This window comes from Sporolactobacillus terrae (assembly GCF_019930545.1).
In the GTDB taxonomy this organism is placed as follows: domain Bacteria; phylum Bacillota; class Bacilli; order Bacillales; family Sporolactobacillaceae; genus Sporolactobacillus; species Sporolactobacillus terrae.
In genome coordinates, this window is record NZ_CP082837.1 from 1,511,836 (window position 1) to 1,533,359 (window position 21,524).

A 21,524-nucleotide genomic window follows, 5' to 3' on the forward strand; every position below is an offset into this window, starting at 1 on the left:
TCACAACATTACTTGTACTCGTCGCCTGACGTATTGTCGCTGTTCTCCTGTTTACCGAAGGAATGGCGCATTTCTGTATCAGCCTTAATATTGTTGTAGTTCATATAATCCATGACACCAAGCTTACCTGATTTCAGCGCAGCAGCCATGGCCAGAGGTACTTCGGATTCCGCTTCGACAACCTTGGCACGCATTTCTTCGACACGCGCACGCATTTCTTGTTCATTTGCCACAGCCATGGCACGCCGTTCTTCGGCTTTGGCCTGTGCAATGTTTTTGTCTGCTTCTGCCTGCTCGGTCTGCAGAAAGGCACCAATGTTCTTGCCGACATCCACATCCGCTATATCAATCGATAGAATTTCAAAAGCCGTTCCGGCATCCAGACCTTTTTCAAGAACAGTCTTTGAAATGGTATCCGGATTTTTTAATACATCTTTATGCGTTGACGAAGCACCAATTGTGCTGACGACACCCTCTCCGACACGAGCGATCACCGTTTCTTCACCGGCACCGCCGACGAGACGGTCAATATTCGCACGAACCGTAATCCTTGCCTTGACTTTAACTTCAATCCCATTAATCGCCACACCGGCAATATAAGGGGTCTCAATAACCTTAGGATTAACACTCATCTGCACAGCTTCAAGAACATCTCTTCCGGCAAGATCAATTGCTGCTGCACGAGCAAAAGTCAAATCAATATTTGCGCGGTGAGCCGCAATCAGCGCGTTAACCACACGATCGACATTTCCTCCAGCCAGATAGTGGCTTTCCAATTGATTGGTGTGTAGATCAAGCCCCGCTTTTGTCGCCTTAATTAACGGATCAATCACACGCCTTGGAATAACACGCCTCAATCGCATACCAATTAATGTGAATATGCTAATTCGAACACCTGATGACAGTGCTGAAATCCATAGCATTACCGGGACAAACGTAAACAGCACGACAATTGCAATGATCAGCAGAGCCGCGATAATTAAAACACTCACTGTTGAAGCGTCTAACATTAATCTCATCTCCTGTCTTTCTTAGATTGTTACGCCATGTATCATCTTCAACATCTATCGTACCATGAATTATTTTTAAAATCTTGCACATAAATAAAACTCTGTTTGTTCACTAAGACCAAACAGAGTTTTTACTTTTATTCACTTAATTTACTGCGCACGATTTTATTGACCATACCGCCATCTGCCCGGGCTTTTACCTTAGGCATTATCGCTTTCATCACTTTGCCGATATCTGCTTTAGAAGCGGCACCGACTTCCGAAATTGTTTCATCTATAATCGCCTCAACTTTTTCTTCAGAAAATTGTTCAGGCATATATTTTTGGACAATTGCAATTTCACTGGTGACTTCATCAACAAGATCCTGACGCCCTGCATTCTTAAACTCTTGGAGGGAGTCTTTCCTCTGCTTAAGCTCTCGGGTCAGGACTGCCAGTGCCTCGTCATCGGACAATGGTTTACCTAGTTTGATCGATTCGTTCTGCAGCGATGTTTTAATCATGCGAATGACCGAGAGGTTTTCCTTATCTCGCGCTCTCATCGCTTGTTTCATATCTGTAGTCAAACGATCAACAAGGCTCATTTGCCGTGCTCCTTCTTAGTATCTGCGGCGTTTTTTACGCGCAGCCTCAGATTTTTTCTTACGCTTAACACTTGGTTTCTCGTAATTTCTCCGTTTCTTAACTTCCGCTAATGTACCGGATTTCGAAACCGACCGTTTAAAACGTCGAAGCGCATCTTCAATCGATTCATTCTTCCGAACTCGTGTCTCGACCATCTTTGTTTCCCTCCCTCCAAAAACGAAAACAATTCAAATGACATCTCTTTTATGTCAATAGCCATTATATACGATAGAAAACAAATTATCAAATGAGGAAATGCTTTTTTTTCCAGTCAGCGCTAAATTACAGTTCGCGCGTACGAAAAAAAATCGGAAACAACGAAATTCACTTGCAATTGGAATCATTTTTGTCATTCATTCCTTGCCTTGTCCATAGAATAGGACGAGGTGATCAAAGTGAATCATCAAGTCGTTGCTTTTATTTTATATATCTTACTTTTCTTGCTCGGAATGGGCGTCATGTCCGGAGGCATGAATGCACTCGTCGGTCGTCGCATGCGCAACACATTGGAACGTGCAGCAAGCACGCCAATGAGAGGTCTGATTATTGGGACACTGGCATCGATGCTTCTGCAGAGCAGTTCAGCAGTTACGATTATCACTGTCGGATTAATTGGCGCACAGGCTATGCATTTCTCGCAGAGCGTCGGCATTATTCTTGGCGCAAACATCGGTACGACGATGACCGGTGAAATTGCTGCACTGCCCATCGGATCACTTCATTATGTGTTTTTCGCCGCCGGTTTGCTCATGATGTGTCTGCCGTTCAAACGATTTTTTTCGTTCGGCTCTTTTTTATTTGGAATCGGCTGCCTTTTCGCATCGATGAACGGATTCAGTTCGCTCGCTGAATCCTTGACTCAATCGCCCTTTGTTCGCGACCTGTTAGTCGATGCCAATGGAAGCATGCTTTACGCCGTCATCGTAGGCACACTTTTTTCTGCGATTATTCAATCGAGTTCCGCCACCTTGCTTGTCTGCATGGGTTTTCTTGACCACAACATACTCACTTTGCCTGCTGCAATTGCCATTATGCTTGGCTCTAATGTGGGTACTTGCCTGACCACCTACCTTGCAAGTCTTGGCACAGGGCGTGAAGGCCGATGGACCGCCTACACGCATATTCTGTTTAATGTGTTGAGCGTTGTCGCTTTTTTCCCATTTATCCATTTTATGGGCGATTACACGATGATGCTGGGCGGCAGTGGCAAGACGGCTCTTGCGCACGCATCGGTTATCTTTAATCTGGTTACCGGTTTAATCGCTGTACCTCTAGCCGGTCCATACGGCCGCTGGGTTGAGCGGCACCGCTTATAAACCCATTTCTAAGTTAGGCCAGCGTTGCTGAGTTCGGATCTAGAACGCGAACGAACTCGCCTTCATTGATTGGATAGCCTGTTTTCACTAATTTGACACGGACAAGTTTACCTACAATATCGTTAGACGGATACTTGAACTTCACCTTCAAATAGTTGTCTGTGAAGCCAACAAAGTAGCCATCTTCTTCATGATGATTCAGAGGTTCTTCAGGAATAACCTCCAACACCTGTTGCTCATATTTTGCCGCATACTCTGCCGACAGCTTATTTGATAATTCAATCAAACGATTGACCCGCTCATGCTTGACTTCATCCGGCACTTGATCCTTCATCCCAGCAGCCGGTGTACCGGTTCGTTTTGAATAGGGAAAAACATGAAGCTCTGAAAAATGCAGGTCGCGGATAAAGGCATAGGTCTGCTCGAATTCTTCATCCGTTTCGCCAGGAAAACCAACAATAACATCGGAAGTCAACGCAAAATCGGGAAGTGCTTCACGCAGCAGCGCAATCTTCTTCGCAAAAAATTCTGTTTTATATTTACGATGCATCCGTTCCAAAACGGTATCGGATCCTGCTTGCAATGGAATATGGAGATGGCGGGCAAGAACCTTTGAACGACCGACAACATCGATCACTTCATCGGTGATTTGACTTGCTTCAATTGAAGAAATTCTAAGCCGCTTCAAACCAACCACGTTGCTCTCCAGATCACGGAGCAGCTGAGCGAAATTATAATTCTCCATGTCTTCTCCGTAGCCGGCAGTATGTATCCCGGTCAGGACGATCTCCTTGTATCCGGCATCAACCAGCTGCTGTGCTTGTTTCATCACATTTTCAGGCGTCCGTGAACGCAGGAGCCCGCGCGCCCAAGGAATCACGCAGAAAGTACAAAAATTATTGCATCCTTCCTGAATCTTGAGTGATGCGCGTGTCCGATCCGTAAATGCTGGTACATCAAGTTCTTCATACACCTTTGCTTTCATGATGTCGCTTACCCCGTTGATCGGTTCCCGGTCTCTTCGGTACTGCTCGACAAAGCCAAGCAGACGATTGCGGTCCTGAGTGCCGACGACGATATCGACGCCTGGGATAGACATCACCTCAGCCGGCGAGGTCTGCGCGTAGCAGCCGGTAACGCAGATCACTGCCTCCGGATTGCTTCGAATCGCTCGGCGAATCGTTTGGCGGCTCTTCTGATCACCGGTATTGGTTACCGTGCATGTGTTAATGATGTAGACATCCGCATGTTTTTCAAATTCAGCACGTTCATAGCCCTGATTTTTAAAAAGCTGCCATATCGCTTCCGTTTCGTAATGATTAACCTTGCATCCTAATGTGTGAAAAGCAACTGAAGGCATTTTTATTCATCCACCCCACATTGTAAAAGTTCAAAATGATAAGAGATCGCCGATAAAAGGTACAATGCTGCTGTTTCCGTTCTTAAAATTCGCGGGCCGAGTCCGCACAGAGCGAAGCCATGATTCTTCAAAGTATCTGCTTCTTCAGCCGTCAAGCCACCCTCTGGACCAACGACAGCAAGCAAGGAATCTCCGGCAGTCATTTCTTTTAGTACAGTCGGAAAACATGCCTGTTGTCCTGCTTTCGCAGTTTCTTCGAAGGCAACCACTTTAAATGGAAATGACGCACTAAACGCGATCAACTGATCCAAATTCATCGGTTCACGGATTTCAGGAATAAAGCGACGGTGCGACTGCTCTGCCGCTTCCTTACTTATCTTTTCAAGGCGGAGCCGTTTCTTATCCGCCTTGTTCTTTTTCCACAGCGCAACGCAGCGATCAGCCTGAAAAGGAACAAAACAGCGTGCTCCGCATTCTGTTCCTTTTTGAATAATCGTTTCAAATTTATCACCTTTAGGAATGCCCTGTGCAATGGTGACATGAATGGGCAGTTCAGAATCTACGCATTGCCGACTTTTGATCAGTGCTTGCACGCTGCCCTCTGCAAAGGATTCAATTGCACATAGATAAACAGCACCTTTATTATTCGCACACAGGATTAGGTCAGAGGGTTTCATACGCATGACCTTCTGAATATGGTGCGCATCATCACCGGTAATGGTTACCCTATGATCGCTAAACTGATCGGCATTAATGAAATAACGCTGCATCTTATTCCGCCTTCTCGGCAATCAACGCAACCCAATCGCCGGATTCCATTGAATCAATCACACGAAGACCGTTCTTTGAAAGCGTCTGAACGACTTGTGCTTTTTTCTGTTTAATAATCCCTGATGCAATGAGACGGCCGCCATCGTCCAGACGCTCACCAACGCCGCTCTCGGCAAGACGAATGACCAACTCAGCAAGCAAATTGGCAACAACAATCTGATAGGTTCCTGTAACGTGATCCGATAGATTGTTTTGGCGTACCTTGACGACATCTTGAACATGATTCAGCTTGACATTGATCTTGGCCGACTGTACAGCTACAGCATCAAGATCTACAGCCATGACCTCGTCTGCCCCTAATTTTGCTGCCGCAATGGACAGTACGCCGGTGCCGGTGCCGACGTCGAGAACGCTTGCTTGGTTAGGCAGATACTTCTCAAGTGCCTCAATGCATAGCACAGTGGTCGGGTGTGTCCCGGTACCGAAAGCCATCCCTGGATCAAGCTCAATGACCTGTCGCTCCGAATTCCTCGGCTCGAAGCTTTCCCACGTCGGCGAAATGTAGAACCAGCGGCCGACTTCCACCGGTTTATAATATTTTTTCCATGCGGTTGCCCATTCTTCTTCATTGTGCTCACTGAGTGTAACCTGTCCGTCCCCCAAGTCAATATCATACAACACTAAATTGTTCAGCGATTGTTTGATTTCTTCAACCGTTTCACCGAGAAAACTGTTTATCGGCAGATATGCTTTAACATTTACCCCGTCAATCGGGTAATCGGCCGGATCTAGTGAATACCTTGAATCTGATCCAGCAAGCTGCCGCAGATCTTGGGAGTCTTCAATAACAACGCCGCCTGCGCCCGCCTCATAGAGTATATTCGTGACCGATTCGATCGCTTCCTCAGTTGTATGAATACAAATTTCCGACCATCTCATCGCGTTTGTGGAATCGCTCCTTAATAAAAAGTTGAAAAATGCAGCCGATATCAAGCTATTGTATTCAGAGAAAAGAAACAGGCATTAGTCGCCCTTGAATACTTTTTTCTTCATTTTATCAAAAAAACTTGCATCGCTATCGTCGACTTCGTTACCGTCAAGTGCCGACAGTTTCTTAAACAAACTCTTTTGTTCCTCAGATATATGTTTCGGTGTCACAACTTTTACGGTTACCCGTTCATCGCCTTGTCCATAACCGCGAACATTTTTAATTCCTTTTCCTCTGAGGCGGAATTTTGTGCCTGTCTGTGTACCGGCAGGGATTCTAAGTTTCACTTTACCATGAAGGGTTGGTACTTCGATTTCATCGCCCAGCGCAACCTGTGCAAAGGACACTGGAACATCGAGCAACACATCATCACCGGATCTCTGGTAATATTTATGCGGCCTAACCGCAAATACAATGTAGAGATCTCCTGAAGGTCCGCCGTTTACTCCTGATTCACCTTGACCGGACAAACGAATTTGCTGCCCGTCATCAATGCCTGCCGGAACTTTGACTTCAATCTTTTTGTTCACCTTCATTTTGCCGGTACCCGCGCACGTACTGCACGGATGCTTAATTGATTTACCCGTACCTTTGCAGTATGGGCAGACGCGCCGGTTCACAACCCGACCAAACGGCGTATTCTGCTCCTGATTCAACTGTCCTGTACCATGACAGTGGGCACATTGTTCCGGTTTTGTTCCCGGTTTTGCACCTGAACCGTGGCAAGTTGTACAGGTTTCCTCTTTAGGAATGCGGATGTTCGTCGTTTTCCCAAACGCTGCTTCTTCAAAGGTCAGCGACATTTCGTATTGAAGATCTGCGCCTTGGCGCGGCGCATTTGGATCACGCCGTCTTGAGCCGCCATTAAAGATCTGATCAAAAATATCGCCGAAACCGAAATCAGCACCACCAAATCCTTGACCTCCGAAACCGCCGCCAAATCCGCCTTGATTTGGATCTGCTTCACCAAATTGATCATATTGCGCACGCTTTTGCGGATCGCTTAATATTTCATAAGCCTTGGTAGCTTCCTTGAATTTTTCCGGTGCACCCGGATCTTTATTGACATCGGGATGGTATTTACGCGCTAATTTTCGAAATGCTTTTTTAATCTCATCCTTAGATGCATCTTTGCTGACGCCGAGGATTTCGTAATAATCCCGTTTACTCATCAAATCACTCCCGAAATGATTTCACATAAAATTAATCATATCATTCGTATCCCTGTTTAAGCAAGAAAAAGCCAAAGCCAGAACCCGCGTCCGACTTCGACTTTCTTGAATTACACGCTTTCATCGACAGATCAGGTCGATTCTTTTTTAGAATATGCCGATCAAGGTAAAAGGCGACAAAATAAGAAGCTGCAGATCAGTTCTTCTTGTTCTTGTTTTTGTCTTTATCTTCGTCATCCACTTCTTTATAATCTGCATCAACAACATCGTCATCTTTCTTGCTTCCTTTTGCTGCGCCTTCCGCACCTTGTGCACCCTGAGCTTGTTGCTGTGCTTGTTGATACAGTTTTACAGACAATTGTTGAACAAGCTCATTGAGGGCATCTTTCGCTGATTTGATTGCTTCAACGTCTTTGCCTTCAAGTGCTTTTTTCAGCTTATCCTTGGCATCTTCTGCCTTAGATTTTTCAGAAGCATCGACCTTATCGCCAAGTTCGTTCAGCGTTTTCTCAGTTGAGAAGATCAGCTGATCGGCTTCGTTTCTCAGATCAACCTCTTCTTTGCGTTTCTTATCCGCATCTGCATTCGCTTCTGCGTCTTTAACCATCTTGTCAATCTCATCATCGCTCAGACCTGAAGATGACTTGATCGTAATGGATTGCTCTTTGTTTGTCCCTTTGTCTTTTGCTTTAACGTTCACAATACCGTTTGCATCAATTTCAAAGGTTACTTCGATTTGCGGTACACCCCGTGGAGCCGGTGGAATATCGGTCAATTGGAAACGACCGAGTGTCTTGTTGTCCGCAGCCATCTGGCGTTCCCCTTGAAGGACATGAATGTCAACCGCAGTTTGATTATCTGCCGCCGTTGAGAATACTTGAGACTTGCTTGTCGGAATCGTTGTATTACGTTCAATCAGTTTTGTGGACACGCCGCCCATCGTTTCAATTCCAAGGGACAACGGCGTAACGTCCAGCAGAACAACATCCTTCACATCACCGGTCAGCACGCCGCCTTGGATGGCAGCACCAACGGCAACAACTTCATCAGGGTTGACCCCTTTACTTGGTTCTTTTCCCGTCAGATTTTTGATTGCTGCCTGAACGGCCGGGATACGTGTTGATCCGCCGACAAGAACAATTTTGCTGATATCGTCCATCGTCATATCGGCATCAGACAGAGCCTGACGAACTGGACCCATTGTATCTTCAACGAGATCTGCGGTCAGCTCATCAAATTTTGCACGAGTAAGCGTTGTTTCCAAGTGTTTTGGACCTGTTGCATCGGCGGAAATAAACGGCAGTGAGATTTGCGTTTGTGACACACCGGACAACTCTTTCTTTGCTTTTTCAGATGCATCTTTCAGACGCTGCAGAGCCATCTTATCTCCAGAAAGATCGAGACCTGTTTCTTTCTTGAATTCACCAATTAAGAATTTGATGATTCGTTCATCGAAGTCATCGCCGCCAAGCTTATTGTTTCCAGCCGTTGCTTTTACTTCGAAAATGCCATCGCCAAGTTCGAGAATCGAAACATCGAATGTACCGCCGCCAAGGTCAAAAACGAGGATGGTTTGATCTTCGCCTTTGTCCAGACCATAAGCGAGGGAGGCGGCTGTTGGTTCGTTGATAATGCGCAGCACTTCGAGTCCGGCAATTTTACCGGCGTCCTTTGTTGCTTGGCGCTGCGCGTCGTTGAAGTAAGCCGGGACCGTGATGACCGCTTTGTCCACCGTTTCGCCAAGATATTGTTCAGCATCTGATTTTAATTTTTGCAGAATGATTGCTGAAATTTCTTGAGGTGTATATTTTTTGTCTTCAACTTCAACCTTGTAATCCGAACCCATATGGCGCTTAATCGACAAAATTGTATTTGGGTTGGTCACGGCTTGACGTTTTGCAACTTCACCAACCTGACGTTCGCCGTTTTTGAAAGCAACTGCCGATGGCGTCGTACGCGCTCCTTCCGGGTTAGGAATAACGACGGGCTCTCCGCCTTCCATCACTGCCACACAGGAGTTTGTTGTACCTAAGTCAATACCAATAATTTTACTCATGTTCATTTCCTCCTAATATTAAAAAACATTAAGTTTGAACGTCTAGATTTTAGGCGCTGACTTTCACCATTGCCGGGCGAATTACTCGTCCGTTTAATGTATAACCCGCTTGAAGTACTTGGATCACGGTCCCTGATTCATGCTCTGCACTCTCTTCCTGCATCACTGCTTGGTGAACATTCGGATCGAATGGCTGATTCAGAGACGGAATTTCTTCTACGCCTTCTTTTTTTAGCGCATCTTCAAGCTTCGACAAAACCATTTCCATACCCTTTTTTAAGGATTGTCCGTCTTCGGATGTCGTTTCAACGGCAAGCGCACGTTGAAAATTATCGAGAATCTCAAGCATATCGGAGACAAGATCTTGAGCACGGAATTTGCGAGAATCTGTCTTTTCTTTGTTCGTGCGCTTTCTAAAGTTATCAAAGTCCGCCTGCGTTCTCAGCATGCGACTATTCAACTCATCATTTTTCTTCTTAAGCGCTTCGATTTCAGCCGTTTGCTCAGCAATCTTCTTAACAAGCACCTCACGGTCACGCTGATCATCATTTTGATCCGGTGCACGATCTTCCTCTGCACCCTCACCCGGCTCTGCAGCCTGAGTTTGTGGGTCTGTTTCCATTTCAACTTCTTCATTGATTTTCTGTGAATCTTTGTTTGCCTGTTCTGTCATAGGCTCACCTCCTAAAATATAGAAAGAGCGCGATCAGGCTCTTATTTGGTTAAGTTTTCGGTTAAGATTTTGGAGACCGTGTCAATTAAGGTCACCACACGCGGATAAGCCATCCGTTTTGGGCCGATTACTGCAACTGTTCCGAGATGCTCCCCGCCCATTGAATAGGTCGTTGTGATCAGGCTGCAATCTTCAATACCATTTAATTTGTTCTCGCGGCCGATACGAATATGCAAACCGGTGGCCGGCATACTCATGATCTCGTGAACGATTTCTTTTCCCTCAAGGACATTAAGCAAAGAAATAATCTTCTTGACATCTTGAAATTCAGGTTGTGCAAGAATATTGTTCTTGCCGCTGCAGAAAATTTGTTCCGGATCGTCCATGGTCAAACTTTCCTGCAACATGTTCATCACACGATTGTAATCACGAATGTGGAGACGCATGACGTTGGAAATTTCCTTGTTTAGCCGCGCTTGAAGCTGATAGAGCGGAACGTTTTCAAGCTTGTCATTTAAGATATTAATAATTTTTTCAATGTCCTCTGCTCGAATCGATTTAGGAAAAGTAACCATCTTGTTTTCCACATGCCCTGTATCGGTTACAATGATCAGAACCCCTTGCGTCTGATTCAGCTTAACCATTTGGATGTGTTTCAATCGCATGTCCATCAATTCAGGACCAAGCATAATCGCTGTGTAGTTTGTGAATTCAGAAAGAACTTGCGCTGTGACGCGAATCAATTCTTCCTTCTCAGAAAACTTCTTCCGATAGGCATGTCGAATGTTTCCAACCTCATCTTCAGAAAGCAGAACCGGAGAGAGCAAATGATCGACATAAAAACGGTAGCCCTTTTCTGAGGGTACTCTTCCGGAAGAAAGATGTGTTTTCTCAAGAAAACCCATTTCTTCCAGATCTGCGAGTTCGTTTCTGATCGTCGCCGGACTAAAATGAACATCGTCCCGTTTTGCAATCGACCGTGAACCAACTGGCTCGGCAGAGACAACATAGTCATTAACTAAAAGCTGCAACAAAAACAATTGACGATCAGTTAACATCTTGTTGATCACCTCTGTTAGCACTCGATCTATCCGAGTGCTAATTCTACATTAAAATTTACCAACTTCATTCCAGTTTGTCAAATCTTTTCGGACATTCTTTCTTCAAGACATTAAGAATGCCCCAAAGACATCGTTGCCTAGAAAGATTCCTCTTTGTGTCATCGCCAGCCGACCATCATGTTCAGCAAGTAGTCCTTTCTTCTTCAGTCGTTCGATCGCATCGCCGTATACCGTTTCGATTGGGCGACCAAATTTATCGTTAAAATGGTCAATGCTGACTCCTTTCATCAGTCTCAGTCCAAGAAACATTTCTTCTTCCATTTTTTCTTCAAAAGTTACTGCATGCTCCGAACGTCGTGAATGACCATTTTTTCGAACACTGTCAATATATTTTTTTATCGGGCCGGCATTGGCATAGCGCATTCCATTGACGTAGCCATGCGCGCCGGCACCCATCCCATAATACTCTTCATTTTGCCAATATAATGAATTATGGATCCCCTCAAATCCCGGCTTTGCAAAGTTGCTGATTTCGTAATGATGAAGGCCGTAACGCCCCAGTTCCAAAATAATTTGACCGTACATATCTGCTTCTATATCCTCGCCAGGCAGCCGCAGACTCCCGCTCTTCATGCGGTTATAAAAAATCGTTTTCGGCTCAAGCTGCAGCGAATAAATGGAGATGTGCGGCGTACCCAAACGTAAAGCTCGCTCCATTGAATCATGAAGGCTCGATTCCGTCTGACCCGGAAGTGCAAACATCAAGTCGACCGTTATGTTATCAAACCCGTGACGCTGAGCTAGCCGAACCGCACGTTCCGCATCATCTGACTGGTGCGCCCGTCCAATCGTTTTCAGCAACTGGTCATCAAAAGTCTGAACGCCGATACTGAGACGCGTAACCCCGTAGCGCTTCATGATCTCAAGCTTAGCTTCATTAAGATTTTCCGGATTCGCTTCGACAGTAAATTCTTTAACCGCAGGATGAAACAAATACTTCCGGACGGTTTGGAACAGCCGCTCGAATTGACGTTCATTCAGTGCTGTTGGTGTTCCGCCGCCAATATAGATTGTTTGCGGAAGTCCAAATTCTGCATAATGACTCATTTCTTGTGCCAAAGCATCAAGGTAGTCGTCGACCGGCTGATTTTTCATGAACACTTTATTAAAGTCACAGTAATAGCAAATATGGTCGCAAAAAGGAATATGGATGTAAGCGCCGCGAACCTTGGCTGGATTAATCGTCATGACTCATCTTGAAGACGGCCATGAATGCTTCTTGCGGGACTTCAACACTACCGACCGCTTTCATCCGTTTCTTTCCCTCTTTTTGCTTTTCTAGCAATTTTCGTTTCCGTGAGACGTCGCCGCCATAGCATTTCGCTAAGACATTTTTTCGAAGTGCTTTGATCGTTGAACGCGAAATGATCTTCTGTCCGATTGCTGCCTGAATCGGGACTTCGAATTGTTGCCGCGGAATCAATTGTTTCAATTTTTCTACGATTGCTTTGCCGCGTTCATAAGCGAACTCCTGATGAACGATAACGGAAAGTGCGTCCACTTTTTCGCCATTCAACAAAATGTCCATTTTGACCAAATCGCTTGACCGGTAGCCGTCCATCTCGTAATCGAGTGACGCATAGCCTTTTGTACTTGATTTCAAAATATCAAAAAAGTCGTACATGATCTCCGACAGCGGCAGATCATAGATCACATTCGTTCGATTCGCATCTAAGTATTCCATGGTTTTAAATTCGCCGCGTTTGCGCTGGCATAATTCCATGACAGCACCGACATAGTCATTTGGTGTCATAACGGTGGCCTTCACATACGGTTCTTCAATCTCTTGAATGAACTTGCGCTCCGGCATTTCGGATGGGTTGCCAACCCGCACACTTGACCCGTCATTCAACTTTACCTTGTAAATAACACTTGGCGCGGTTGCGATCAGATCAATGTTAAATTCACGTTCCAGCCGTTCTTGAACGATATCCATGTGAAGCAGTCCCAAAAATCCACATCGGAACCCGAATCCCAGCGCTTCTGAGGTTTCGGGTTCATACTGTAGCGAAGAATCGTTCAGTTCCAGTCTTCCGAGCGCCTCGCGCAAATCGTCATAGCGCGCAGTATCAATCGGATAGAGTCCGCAGTACACCATCGGATTCATTTTCCGATAGCCGGGCAGCGGCTGGTCCGCAGGCCTGTCCGCATTGGTCACCGTATCGCCGACACGCGTATCATGTACTGATTTGATCGAAGCAGTGATGAACCCCACATCGCCAACCGACAATTCCTCACGATTTTCGATTTTAGGGGTAGCGACGCCGACTTCGAGCACCTCAAATGTTTTTCCATTCGCCATCATTTTAATGGTGTCGCCGACGCGAACCGATCCCTCCATGACACGAATATAAACGATAACGCCGCGATAAGCATCATACAGTGAATCAAAAATGAGTGCTTTTAGCGGTGCATTGGGATCTCCTGATGGTGCAGGTATCTTTTCAATAATCTGCGTGAGTATGTCTTCGGTACCAATACCCGCTTTTGCCGAAGCAAGCACAGCATCAGAGGCATCGAGGCCGATGACGTCTTCAATTTCCTGTTTTACACGCTCCGGATCTGCACTTGGCAAGTCGATTTTATTAATCACAGGGATGATTTCGAGATCATTTTCCAAAGCGAGATACACATTGGCTAAGGTTTGCGCCTCTACGCCTTGCGCTGCGTCAACAACCAGCAGTGCACCTTCGCATGCGGCAAGACTTCGTGACACTTCATAAGAAAAGTCGACATGGCCCGGTGTATCAATGAGATGGAAGATGTATTCTTCGCCATCCGGCGCTTTATACGTTAATTCTACGGCATTTAATTTAATCGTTATGCCGCGTTCCCGTTCAAGATCCATAGCATCAAGCGCTTGTGCTTTCATTTCTCTCTTGGTTAGCGCTTGTGTCGCCTCCAAAATACGGTCGGCAAGTGTTGATTTACCGTGGTCGATATGAGCAATGATTGAAAAGTTGCGGATACGCGACTGGCGCTGTTTTTGATTCTCTGACATTAGTGTTCCTCCTGCTTCCAAAAAAACATCACTTAGTTTCGATTATATCAATGGTCATGACCCGTTTCAATCACGAACACAAAAGGCGAAAATTCAGGCATAAGAAAAGCCGGGCAAAAAGCGCCCGGATATTATCTCCAGCCATGTATGACGGTCTCGCGTCTTTTCGGTGCTGAATTGTCGCTTCGGTTGCTTGCTTGCCGCGGGCGCACCGCGAGCTTCCTCGGACAAGCATTTGTCCTACGGGGTCTCCGTTGGTTTGCGATCAACGGGAACGCTTCGCGGGAGTCTTGCATCTGCGCGTTTAATCCCGGAATGGACGTTTTTTAAAGAGTGTCCTAAAAGTCAATTGACTTTTGAGACACTCTCCTTCATCACCGGTATACCATTGAAACTGCTTCTCCGTATTATACCTATTCCAATAGACCCACCCGACAGGATTTTTAAAATGCATGGATGACGCCTTGCACGGTCTCGGCGACGGCACTGATCCCTAGGAGAAACAAGCGTTGCACGCGTTCGGACAATGACGCGTCGGTTTGATTTTCATTTAATGTAATCCCGGTGTTATTGCGTGTACCGGTTGTTTCTGTTTGTGCGGCGGCTTTCTCACTGTCTGGAATGACAATGTTTTGTTCATGAAAACCTGTATCTGCTTGTGCCGGCTGCGCGGTAGTCGGCTGAGCTGCATCGCGAACCGTGACTGCTCCGTAAAGGACGCAGAAAAGCAAGACAGAAAGAACAATTAGACATTCGATCACGATACGTTTCATCCTGCACTCGCTCCTTTGGGCTTGTCCCGCTTCGTTGCTTCATTCTATGCAGCAAGTCGTGAGTTCATGACTTAATGCGTATATTGGCCGACATTTCCTTGATTCACCTGATGATGAAGCGCTGCATTCAATCCTTCAGCAAGCACATTCCCCATCTTCTCAATAAAGAAATCAACTTCTTTCGGTGTGACCATCATCTGCGATCCGCTTGCACCAAGTGCTTCCTTAATCAATTGTGCTTTCTCAGCTTCACTTAATGTTCCTACCATTCCGAGGAATGCAGCGCGTTTCTCTTGGCTTGGCAAATTAAGTTTACGATAATCGACGGTTTCACCAAATGTCATCCAGGAAGGCGAGAGTGCCTTTGACGGTTTTTTATCCGTCATTTCACGTTCCAAATGGCGCAGCAGCACATCAAGCGCATCACTTGTAATTGTTACAGCATCGACAACAGTCGGCACGCCGATTGCAATAACCGGAATACCCAGTGTTTTTTTACTGAGCTCTTTACGATTATTGCCCACGCCGGAACCGGGATGAATCCCGCTGTCGGCGATTTGAATCGTCGTGTTTAGCCGATCGACCGCGCGAGCAGCGAGTGCATCAATGGCAATCACAAAGTCCGGTTTTGTCTTCTCAATAACGCCTAAGATGATATCACTTGTCTCAATTCCGGTTACTCCCATAACGCCGGGATTAATCGCGCTGACCGGACGATACCCTTGCTGCACGTGTTCCGGCTGAAGATCAAATAAGTGCTTGGTGACCAGCACATTTTCGACAACGCTCGGTCCGAGCGCATCTGGAGTCACCTTCGTGTTGCCTAGTCCGACGATGAGACAGCTTGCATCATCGGCAATGGTCAGTTCTTTTAAAAAGGCAGAAAAGTGTTTTGCAAACAGTTTTTCAACCCGTTCCTCAATATCCGTATCGCCTGTTCGCAAGTCCTTTGCTTCAAAAGTCAGGTAGGATCCTTCTTTTTTTTGTATTGCTGCAGCCGCTTGACTGTCAATCACCATTTTAGTGATTTTAACGCCGGCTTCATCAAAGTGCTCCGTATGCAGCCCTGGAACTTCCGGCTTATTTTCATTGGCTTCGATCGCTAAATCCGTGCGTACCGTATACTTTTTCAGATCTAATTCGTGACTCATGATCGAACTCCTTTCCTCATTTATAAGCGCAACAAGCCTTCGTTGATTCATTCAGAACAGATCATATCTTTTAAAAGGATGTTCATTTATGCTTTTTTCATTCATTCATTGCAAAAGGTGGGACGCTTTGATACAATACAATTTGTCAGATTGGAACTCTGCTTACAGGAATAGGGTCTTTTTGGCCTATCGTTTATTTATATAAGAACGTGTTTATTTCGGCGGAGTAAGGATGATGACCGGGAATTCATGATTTGGAGGTGAATCGAATGCCAAATATTAAATCTGCAATCAAACGTGTGAAAACAAGCGAAGCGAACCGTCAGCAGAATGCTCAGTTCAGATCCGCAATGCGCACAGCGATTAAATCATTCAATGGAAAAGTTGAAGAGAAAGATGTTGAAGGCGCAAAAGCCGCTTTTCTTGCTGCTACGAAAAAAGTTGACAAAGCAGCATCTAAGGGCTTGATCCATAAAAACAAAGCAGCTCATGAAAAATCAAGACTTTCCAAGAAGTTAAGTGGATTGAACGCTTGATCATGAAAAACGGCTCGCTTCGAAAAGCGAGCCTCTTTTTTTTGCCTTATTTAGGATTTGATTATGCAGCTTTACCCGATATAGAGATAATCAGCAGTTCAAGTGCAAGGATTTTATCCATCTGTCCAGTCTTAATCTGAAAATCCGTCTCCGTACAACGCTTGAGCGCATGCTGCAGCAGCACCGGACTGAACGCGCGCGTTTGCTGCAAAGCAAGCTTGACTGCATAAGGATGTACACTCATTTTACTTGCTATACTATTCTGCGTGTAGCCGGCCTCTTGGTAACGGCCGGCTTGATACACAATTCGAAATTGGCGTTCCAAAAGTGCGAGTAATTTGAGCGGTTCCTCTTTCATGCGAACGAGCTCGTGAAACAATTCAAGTGCCTCGGCTGTTTTTTGATGCATGACCTGGTTCACTAGCAAGAACACATTGGTCTCAAGTGACTTAGAGCCGATTTCTTCCACCGCTTGCGCGTCAATTGGACGTTCAGTACCGCAATAAAGCGCGCACTTTCCCACTTCATTTGCCAGCTGGCCAAGATGCGGTCCGACAGCGTTCATCATTTGCTCGTGCCCTTCTCGCGTGTAGTGCGCGCCATACTTTTGGGCGACCTGTTCAAGCAATTGAAAAAGTGCTGTGTCACTTAAATGCGATAGTTCATAAACAGCCGCTGTTTTTTCAAGCCTTTTGACAATTTTCTTGCGTCGATCGAGTTTTTCATACGGCGCAACAATGATGAGAACCGTACTCTCCGAAGGATGGTTCAGATAATCCTCTAGCCGATCAATCGTTTGCTCCACCTTTGTCTTTGTACGCTCTCCGGTCAAAAAGAATGCATTATCCATGATCACAACTTTCTTTTCCCCGAAAAAAGGAATCGTTTCTGCATCCTCGATCGCGTGTTCCAGCGGCAATTCGGTGAGGTCATAGCGCGAAAGATTAAAGTCGCGTTCCTCCTCAACCAACGCTTCACTCGTTAAGTTTTTTTTCATCAATTGAATTAAAAAATCCTGCGTGCCAAAAAGCAGGTAAACGGGTGCAAGCGGCTTTTTTATCGATAAATTTGCTGATTTTGGTTGTGCCATTGAGGTCATCCTTTACCTGCAGGTTCCGAGCGGTATTCTGAATCCGCCCTTTTTACTTTACCGTCCCTTTGCTTTCTTCGCAAGCCGCTTTCACTCAAATGGTCGATAAATAAAAAAGAAAGCGGCGATATCAATTGCTTTCCGCCGCTTCCTGATATATATAAACGCCAACCTGCGAAGCCTAGGACATCGCCGGTCAAGCGATATATGTTACTCTCTCTATGGTATCCTATGAGCAAAAGAACTATGGGTGACATTGCTGCGCTAAATGATGGAAATTCAAGGCGTTTACGGATCGTATGCATGTTCAAAGCCGCTCATCTTCGTTACATCAAACCAGAAGCGAATGGCTCCTGATCGGTCCGTTCTTAAACGAAATACATCGTACTGGTGCAGTGCCTGAACAATCTCCGGATGCGGATGTCCATACCGATTCGCTCTCCCACAAGAAATGACACCGATTGCCGGATTCAACTGTTCCAGCCACGCCTCAGACGTTGATGTGCGGCTTCCATGATGACCAAGCTTAAGCACATCCGCACGTAAATTAGGATACCTTTGCATCAGCTCGCGTTCCCCAGAACTGCTTAAATCACCGGTGAAAAGCCAGCGTTCTCCGCCAAGCACCGCGTATAAGACAACTGAATTGTCATTACTGTTTTTCGCATCCTCTAATGGGCTGAGTATGTGAAAAGCCTGTGCCTTCACTTGTAATGTCATACCCGAGCGCAGCAATCGAATCGCCGTACCTGATGCAGAAAGCGTTTGGAAAAGTTGCTGCTCCTGCAGATTCGGATCATGATAAGGACTGACCAACAATTTTCGAATGGCTGTTTTTCCGACGATTCCCTGCAGTCCGCCGACATGATCATAATCACTGTGGGTAAGCACCAGTGCGTCAAGATGCGTCACGCGCTGGGCAACAAGCTCATTCAACACGACATCCCGCCCAACTTCAAATGGCTTTCTGCGCATCTTCCATTTTTCCTTTTCAAATGGGATTGTTCCCCCCGTATCGATAAGCAGCGAACCTTGACGATGCGGAAGCTGTATCAGAATGCTGTCGCCTTGTCCGACATCAAGAAACGTGACCGACCCGCGCGGATCTGCATAATCAGTCAGCGTCACAACCAGATACATCATCAAAAATGGGGTGCACAGCATGAGCAGTGCCTTTTTGTTACGATGCTGTTCCCAGAGCAGAAGAGAGAGAAAAATCAGAACTACCGACATACAGATCTGCCAACCGGTTAAGGCACCGTAAACCATTTGCAGCGATGGAATTTGTGCCAATTTAAGCAGTATTTGGTGCGGAAGCAACAACAATGCATCCACTGCCCACGAGAAGAACGATGAAGAATCTGCCCAAACGAATGAGGCGAAATAAGCGATGGCACAAAGTGGAAAGATAAGAAAGGTGATAAAAGGAACGAAGAAAACACCGAGGACAACACCAATCAAAGACATCTGGTAAAAATTAGGAACAATGATTGGAAACGTTGCAAGCTCACAAATCAGAGACAAAGTGATCATTCTTACAATGAATGATGCGTAAGCCTGTGCAACAATTGGCGCTGCGATAAGCACAACAAACGCAATGGCAAACGAGAGTTGAAACCCTAAATCAAAAACGATGTTCGGATCAAGAAAAACCATGACAAGACAAGCGATACTGATTGGATCCGACACCGGCATCTTATGCCGTCGAACCAGCGAAAAGAGCAGCACAATACTTGCAGTAATACCAGAGCGGACCACGGATGGCTCTGCTCCGGTTAGAAAGACATATACAGGCATCAGCAAAATAAGAAACAATGCGGCGTATTCCCGCACCACACCGATACGACGAAACAAATAGTACAAACTGCCGAAGACAACGGCAATATGCATTCCGGAAACAACAAGTACATGGACGAGTCCGAACTGGCGGTAAGCCTCAGAAAGTGCGGGATCCATTTGTTGATCGCTGCCAAACAAAAGAGCATTCATCATCTGCGCACTTGGTGGGGTAAACTGCGCATCAATCCGGGCGGTCTGATCTTGGCGAAAACGACTCAAAAAGCCAATCATGTTATAACCGGATTGTGAGCGCATTTGCAACTGTTTCGCATTCATTTTCCAGTAAATATGATGCTGCTCGAGATACTGCTTCTGATTAAATCCATGAAAATTAGTTGGTGCCATGGGCTGGTCCATGGCTCCGATGGCCCGCCACAACTGACCTGCTCTGATGAGATGCCTCAGCCGTTCCTTTTCAACTCTAGTCTTCAACAAATAATCAACGATCACCGTTTCGCCTTGATTCGTTTTCAGTTTAAAACGCAGCCGATCACCGTCAAAGTCCGGCAATGAAGCAATTCGGCCACTCAACTGTGTTTCTCGGCCAGAAAAGATTGATTTATCGGTTTTTACAAACGTAAAATCAACGACAAGGATCAACATAAGAGCCAAAAAGACAGCAAACATACGGTAATGCCGCCGAAAAACAAGATAGAAGCTGTAGCCGATCAATAGTAGCACTGGTACAGTTCCATTGCGTCCGCTAAGCGCCCAAGCTGTCGTGCAGACACATAAAGCAGCCAGATGCCACTTACCTGTCAATGAAAGCTCTCACAAGCACAGTCGCACTCAATCAGCTGCTGTTTCACAGACAGCACCTCCTAAGTTAGACCTCTGTTTTGTCAGAAAAAATTTTATCGATATTCGTTTTGAAAGGAACCTTTTTAACCGTTACGTGCGCTGCTTCAAAAAGCTCCTTCGCATAAGGATGGTTCTTATAATCTTGAGCAAAATAAACAGCTTTGATGCCTGCTTGAATGATCGCTTTGCAGCACTGGACACATGGATAATGTGTAACATAAATTTCTGCACCGTCTGTCGGTTCGCCAAATTTAGCACATTGGAGAATCGCGTTCATTTCCGCATGAATGGTACGCACGCAATGCCCGTCAATCATATAACAGCCTTCATCAATGCAATGGGGCCCTCCGGCAATCGATCCGTTGTATCCTCCGGCAATGATTCTTTTGTCGCGAACGATAGTTGCGCCGACAAAAAGACGTTCGCATGTACTCCGGGTTGCCAATAGATGGCTTTGTGCCATAAAATAATGATCCCACGATAGTCTCTCCATGTCTTAGAAAACCTCCCGATTTTTTACCTGTCCTCCTATTGTATCAGAATCATCGGCTTTTTCAGAGTGCATTCGCGATCGGTCAATAAAGCGCCATAAATGGCTTCATTCGCTCCAGAGATTTCTCACCAATCCCAGATACACCAGCCAAGTCATCCACCGACTTAAACGAACCATGCTCCGTTCTGTATTGGATAATCGCTTTTGCTTTTGCCGGTCCTACCCCCGGAAGCTGTTGCATTTCCTGCTCATCCGCAGTATTTATATTGACTTTTGATTGAGCTGACTGCGATTCCAACGCACCGTTCTCTGATTCTTGTGCCGAGGGAGCAAGCGCCTGTGCACCCTTTTCCGGCACATGGATGACCATCTCGTCAGTAACCTTTTGAGCCAAATTAATTTTGTCCCGATCTGCCTTTTTCGTAAACCCGCCTGCACGTTCAATTCCGTCAATGACGCGTTCTGAAGCTGAAACTTGATAGATACCCGGCTTCTTCACCGCTCCTTTGATGTCAATCACAAAAATTTCGGACGCAGCATCTTTGGCTGGTGCCGCATTCGTTTTCTTTTCTTGATCCGCGTTTGCAAACAATTCTTCAGCCTGCCTCATTTCCGCCTTATTCTGCAAATTGTGTTGGTGCGTAAAATACCAGACGGCACCTGTAAGCAACAGGACAAGAAAACCAATCACTGCCAGCTTGCTTAGCGCTTTTCCAGTGTACTTCATACGTCTCCCCCTTTCGTATCAG

General features: G+C 45.9%; 20 protein-coding genes. 2 read left to right on the forward strand and 18 right to left on the reverse strand.

All coding sequences use genetic code 11. From position 1 onward, the window contains the following. Window positions 1-8: 8 nt before the first annotated feature. The 3 genes from floA to rpsU all read right to left on the reverse strand — a co-directional run bounded on the left by floA (window position 9) and on the right by rpsU (window position 1,789). Entirely contained in the window at window positions 9-1,010 is a 1,002-nt protein-coding gene (gene floA, locus K7399_RS07185; RefSeq protein ID WP_028976771.1) for a flotillin-like protein FloA, read from the reverse strand. Between the two features lie 137 nt (window positions 1,011-1,147). Beyond that, window positions 1,148-1,594: a GatB/YqeY domain-containing protein gene (locus K7399_RS07190; RefSeq protein WP_128166771.1), complete on the reverse strand. Its 447-nt coding sequence runs from the start codon at window positions 1,592-1,594 to the stop codon at window positions 1,148-1,150. Window positions 1,595-1,609: 15 nt separating this feature from the next. After that, window positions 1,610-1,789: a 30S ribosomal protein S21 gene (gene rpsU / locus K7399_RS07195; RefSeq protein ID WP_010025726.1), complete on the reverse strand. Its 180-nt coding sequence runs from the start codon at window positions 1,787-1,789 to the stop codon at window positions 1,610-1,612. Between the two features lie 240 nt (window positions 1,790-2,029). On the opposite strand from rpsU, the gene K7399_RS07200 reads away from it, so the two are divergent. Beyond that, window positions 2,030-2,950 (forward strand): Na/Pi symporter, encoded by a 921-nt coding sequence (locus K7399_RS07200; protein ID WP_028976769.1) that lies wholly within the window; start codon window positions 2,030-2,032, stop codon window positions 2,948-2,950. 13 nt (window positions 2,951-2,963) lie between these two features. On the opposite strand, the gene mtaB is transcribed toward K7399_RS07200, so the two are convergent. The 11 genes from mtaB to gpr all read right to left on the reverse strand — a co-directional run bounded on the left by mtaB (window position 2,964) and on the right by gpr (window position 16,016). Next, complete coding sequence (gene mtaB, locus K7399_RS07205; RefSeq protein ID WP_028982545.1) at window positions 2,964-4,310, reverse strand: tRNA (N(6)-L-threonylcarbamoyladenosine(37)-C(2))-methylthiotransferase MtaB; 1,347 nt, start codon at window positions 4,308-4,310, stop codon at window positions 2,964-2,966. Window positions 4,311-4,312: 2 nt separating this feature from the next. Then, the gene (locus K7399_RS07210; protein WP_028976767.1) at window positions 4,313-5,080 is read right to left on the reverse strand and encodes a 16S rRNA (uracil(1498)-N(3))-methyltransferase; all 768 of its coding nucleotides are present in this window, start codon (window positions 5,078-5,080) and stop codon (window positions 4,313-4,315) included. A 1-nt stretch (window position 5,081) separates the two neighbouring features. Beyond that, window positions 5,082-6,020 (reverse strand): 50S ribosomal protein L11 methyltransferase, encoded by a 939-nt coding sequence (gene prmA, locus K7399_RS07215; RefSeq protein WP_128166773.1) that lies wholly within the window; start codon window positions 6,018-6,020, stop codon window positions 5,082-5,084. Between the two features lie 84 nt (window positions 6,021-6,104). Further along, window positions 6,105-7,241 carry a molecular chaperone DnaJ gene (gene dnaJ, locus K7399_RS07220; protein ID WP_128166775.1) on the reverse strand — a complete coding sequence of 379 codons (1,137 nt, stop codon included), beginning with the start codon at window positions 7,239-7,241 and terminating at the stop codon, window positions 6,105-6,107. A 196-nt stretch (window positions 7,242-7,437) separates the two neighbouring features. Beyond that, on the reverse strand, window positions 7,438-9,297 hold the full coding sequence (gene dnaK / locus K7399_RS07225) for a molecular chaperone DnaK (protein ID WP_028976764.1): 1,860 nt from the start codon (window positions 9,295-9,297) through the stop codon (window positions 7,438-7,440). Between the two features lie 49 nt (window positions 9,298-9,346). Next, window positions 9,347-9,970, reverse strand: a complete 624-nt coding sequence (grpE, locus tag K7399_RS07230; RefSeq protein ID WP_028976763.1) for a nucleotide exchange factor GrpE — start codon at window positions 9,968-9,970, stop codon at window positions 9,347-9,349. Window positions 9,971-10,011: 41 nt separating this feature from the next. Then, window positions 10,012-11,028, reverse strand: coding sequence for a heat-inducible transcriptional repressor HrcA (gene hrcA, locus K7399_RS07235; RefSeq protein ID WP_028976762.1), 1,017 nt, complete (start codon window positions 11,026-11,028; stop codon window positions 10,012-10,014). A gap of 105 nt (window positions 11,029-11,133) precedes the next feature. Further along, the gene (hemW, locus tag K7399_RS07240) at window positions 11,134-12,279 is read right to left on the reverse strand and encodes a radical SAM family heme chaperone HemW (protein WP_028976761.1); all 1,146 of its coding nucleotides are present in this window, start codon (window positions 12,277-12,279) and stop codon (window positions 11,134-11,136) included. Beyond that, window positions 12,269-14,092, reverse strand: a complete 1,824-nt coding sequence (lepA, locus tag K7399_RS07245) for a translation elongation factor 4 (RefSeq protein WP_028976760.1) — start codon at window positions 14,090-14,092, stop codon at window positions 12,269-12,271. Before lepA ends, hemW begins: the two co-directional genes overlap by 11 nt. Window positions 14,093-14,535: 443 nt before the next feature. Further along, window positions 14,536-14,865 (reverse strand): hypothetical protein, encoded by a 330-nt coding sequence (locus tag K7399_RS07250; protein ID WP_028976759.1) that lies wholly within the window; start codon window positions 14,863-14,865, stop codon window positions 14,536-14,538. Between the two features lie 71 nt (window positions 14,866-14,936). Then, entirely contained in the window at window positions 14,937-16,016 is a 1,080-nt protein-coding gene (gene gpr / locus K7399_RS07255) for a GPR endopeptidase (protein WP_028976758.1), read from the reverse strand. Window positions 16,017-16,285: 269 nt separating this feature from the next. Here gpr and rpsT point away from each other — a divergent pair, with 269 nt between their 5' ends. Next, window positions 16,286-16,552 (forward strand): 30S ribosomal protein S20, encoded by a 267-nt coding sequence (gene rpsT, locus K7399_RS07260; RefSeq protein ID WP_028976757.1) that lies wholly within the window; start codon window positions 16,286-16,288, stop codon window positions 16,550-16,552. Between the two features lie 61 nt (window positions 16,553-16,613). Here rpsT and holA read toward each other — a convergent pair whose 3' ends face one another. The 4 genes from holA to K7399_RS07280 all read right to left on the reverse strand — a co-directional run bounded on the left by holA (window position 16,614) and on the right by K7399_RS07280 (window position 21,502). After that, entirely contained in the window at window positions 16,614-17,642 is a 1,029-nt protein-coding gene (holA, locus tag K7399_RS07265) for a DNA polymerase III subunit delta (RefSeq protein ID WP_028982552.1), read from the reverse strand. A gap of 288 nt (window positions 17,643-17,930) precedes the next feature. Further along, window positions 17,931-20,243, reverse strand: a complete 2,313-nt coding sequence (locus K7399_RS07270; protein ID WP_128166778.1) for a DNA internalization-related competence protein ComEC/Rec2 — start codon at window positions 20,241-20,243, stop codon at window positions 17,931-17,933. Window positions 20,244-20,307: 64 nt separating this feature from the next. After that, window positions 20,308-20,775 carry a ComE operon protein 2 gene (locus tag K7399_RS07275; RefSeq protein WP_028976754.1) on the reverse strand — a complete coding sequence of 156 codons (468 nt, stop codon included), beginning with the start codon at window positions 20,773-20,775 and terminating at the stop codon, window positions 20,308-20,310. An 82-nt stretch (window positions 20,776-20,857) separates the two neighbouring features. Then, a complete protein-coding gene (locus tag K7399_RS07280) occupies window positions 20,858-21,502 on the reverse strand; it encodes a helix-hairpin-helix domain-containing protein (protein WP_028976753.1) in 645 nt (214 codons plus the stop codon). Between the last annotated feature and the right edge of the window lie 22 nt (window positions 21,503-21,524).

Bases quoted from the DNA above. Each gene is read 5' to 3' on its own strand.
- K7399_RS07280 (WP_028976753.1), bottom strand. From the start codon at position 21,502: ATGAAGTACACTGGAAAAGCGCTAAGCAAGCTGGCAGTGATTGGTTTT.
- K7399_RS07210 (WP_028976767.1), bottom strand. From the start codon at position 5,080: ATGCAGCGTTATTTCATTAATGCCGATCAGTTTAGCGATCATAGGGTA.
- rpsT (WP_028976757.1), top strand. From the start codon at position 16,286: ATGCCAAATATTAAATCTGCAATCAAACGTGTGAAAACAAGCGAAGCG.
- holA (WP_028982552.1), bottom strand. From the start codon at position 17,642: ATGGCACAACCAAAATCAGCAAATTTATCGATAAAAAAGCCGCTTGCA.
- prmA (WP_128166773.1), bottom strand. From the start codon at position 6,020: ATGAGATGGTCGGAAATTTGTATTCATACAACTGAGGAAGCGATCGAA.
- rpsU (WP_010025726.1), bottom strand. From the start codon at position 1,789: ATGGTCGAGACACGAGTTCGGAAGAATGAATCGATTGAAGATGCGCTT.
- K7399_RS07190 (WP_128166771.1), bottom strand. From the start codon at position 1,594: ATGAGCCTTGTTGATCGTTTGACTACAGATATGAAACAAGCGATGAGA.
- hemW (WP_028976761.1), bottom strand. From the start codon at position 12,279: ATGACGATTAATCCAGCCAAGGTTCGCGGCGCTTACATCCATATTCCT.
- lepA (WP_028976760.1), bottom strand. From the start codon at position 14,092: ATGTCAGAGAATCAAAAACAGCGCCAGTCGCGTATCCGCAACTTTTCA.
- mtaB (WP_028982545.1), bottom strand. From the start codon at position 4,310: ATGCCTTCAGTTGCTTTTCACACATTAGGATGCAAGGTTAATCATTAC.
- floA (WP_028976771.1), bottom strand. From the start codon at position 1,010: ATGTTAGACGCTTCAACAGTGAGTGTTTTAATTATCGCGGCTCTGCTG.
- K7399_RS07250 (WP_028976759.1), bottom strand. From the start codon at position 14,865: ATGAAACGTATCGTGATCGAATGTCTAATTGTTCTTTCTGTCTTGCTT.
- hrcA (WP_028976762.1), bottom strand. From the start codon at position 11,028: ATGTTAACTGATCGTCAATTGTTTTTGTTGCAGCTTTTAGTTAATGAC.
- dnaJ (WP_128166775.1), bottom strand. From the start codon at position 7,241: ATGAGTAAACGGGATTATTACGAAATCCTCGGCGTCAGCAAAGATGCA.
- dnaK (WP_028976764.1), bottom strand. From the start codon at position 9,297: ATGAGTAAAATTATTGGTATTGACTTAGGTACAACAAACTCCTGTGTG.
- grpE (WP_028976763.1), bottom strand. From the start codon at position 9,970: ATGACAGAACAGGCAAACAAAGATTCACAGAAAATCAATGAAGAAGTT.
- gpr (WP_028976758.1), bottom strand. From the start codon at position 16,016: ATGAGTCACGAATTAGATCTGAAAAAGTATACGGTACGCACGGATTTA.
- K7399_RS07275 (WP_028976754.1), bottom strand. From the start codon at position 20,775: ATGGAGAGACTATCGTGGGATCATTATTTTATGGCACAAAGCCATCTA.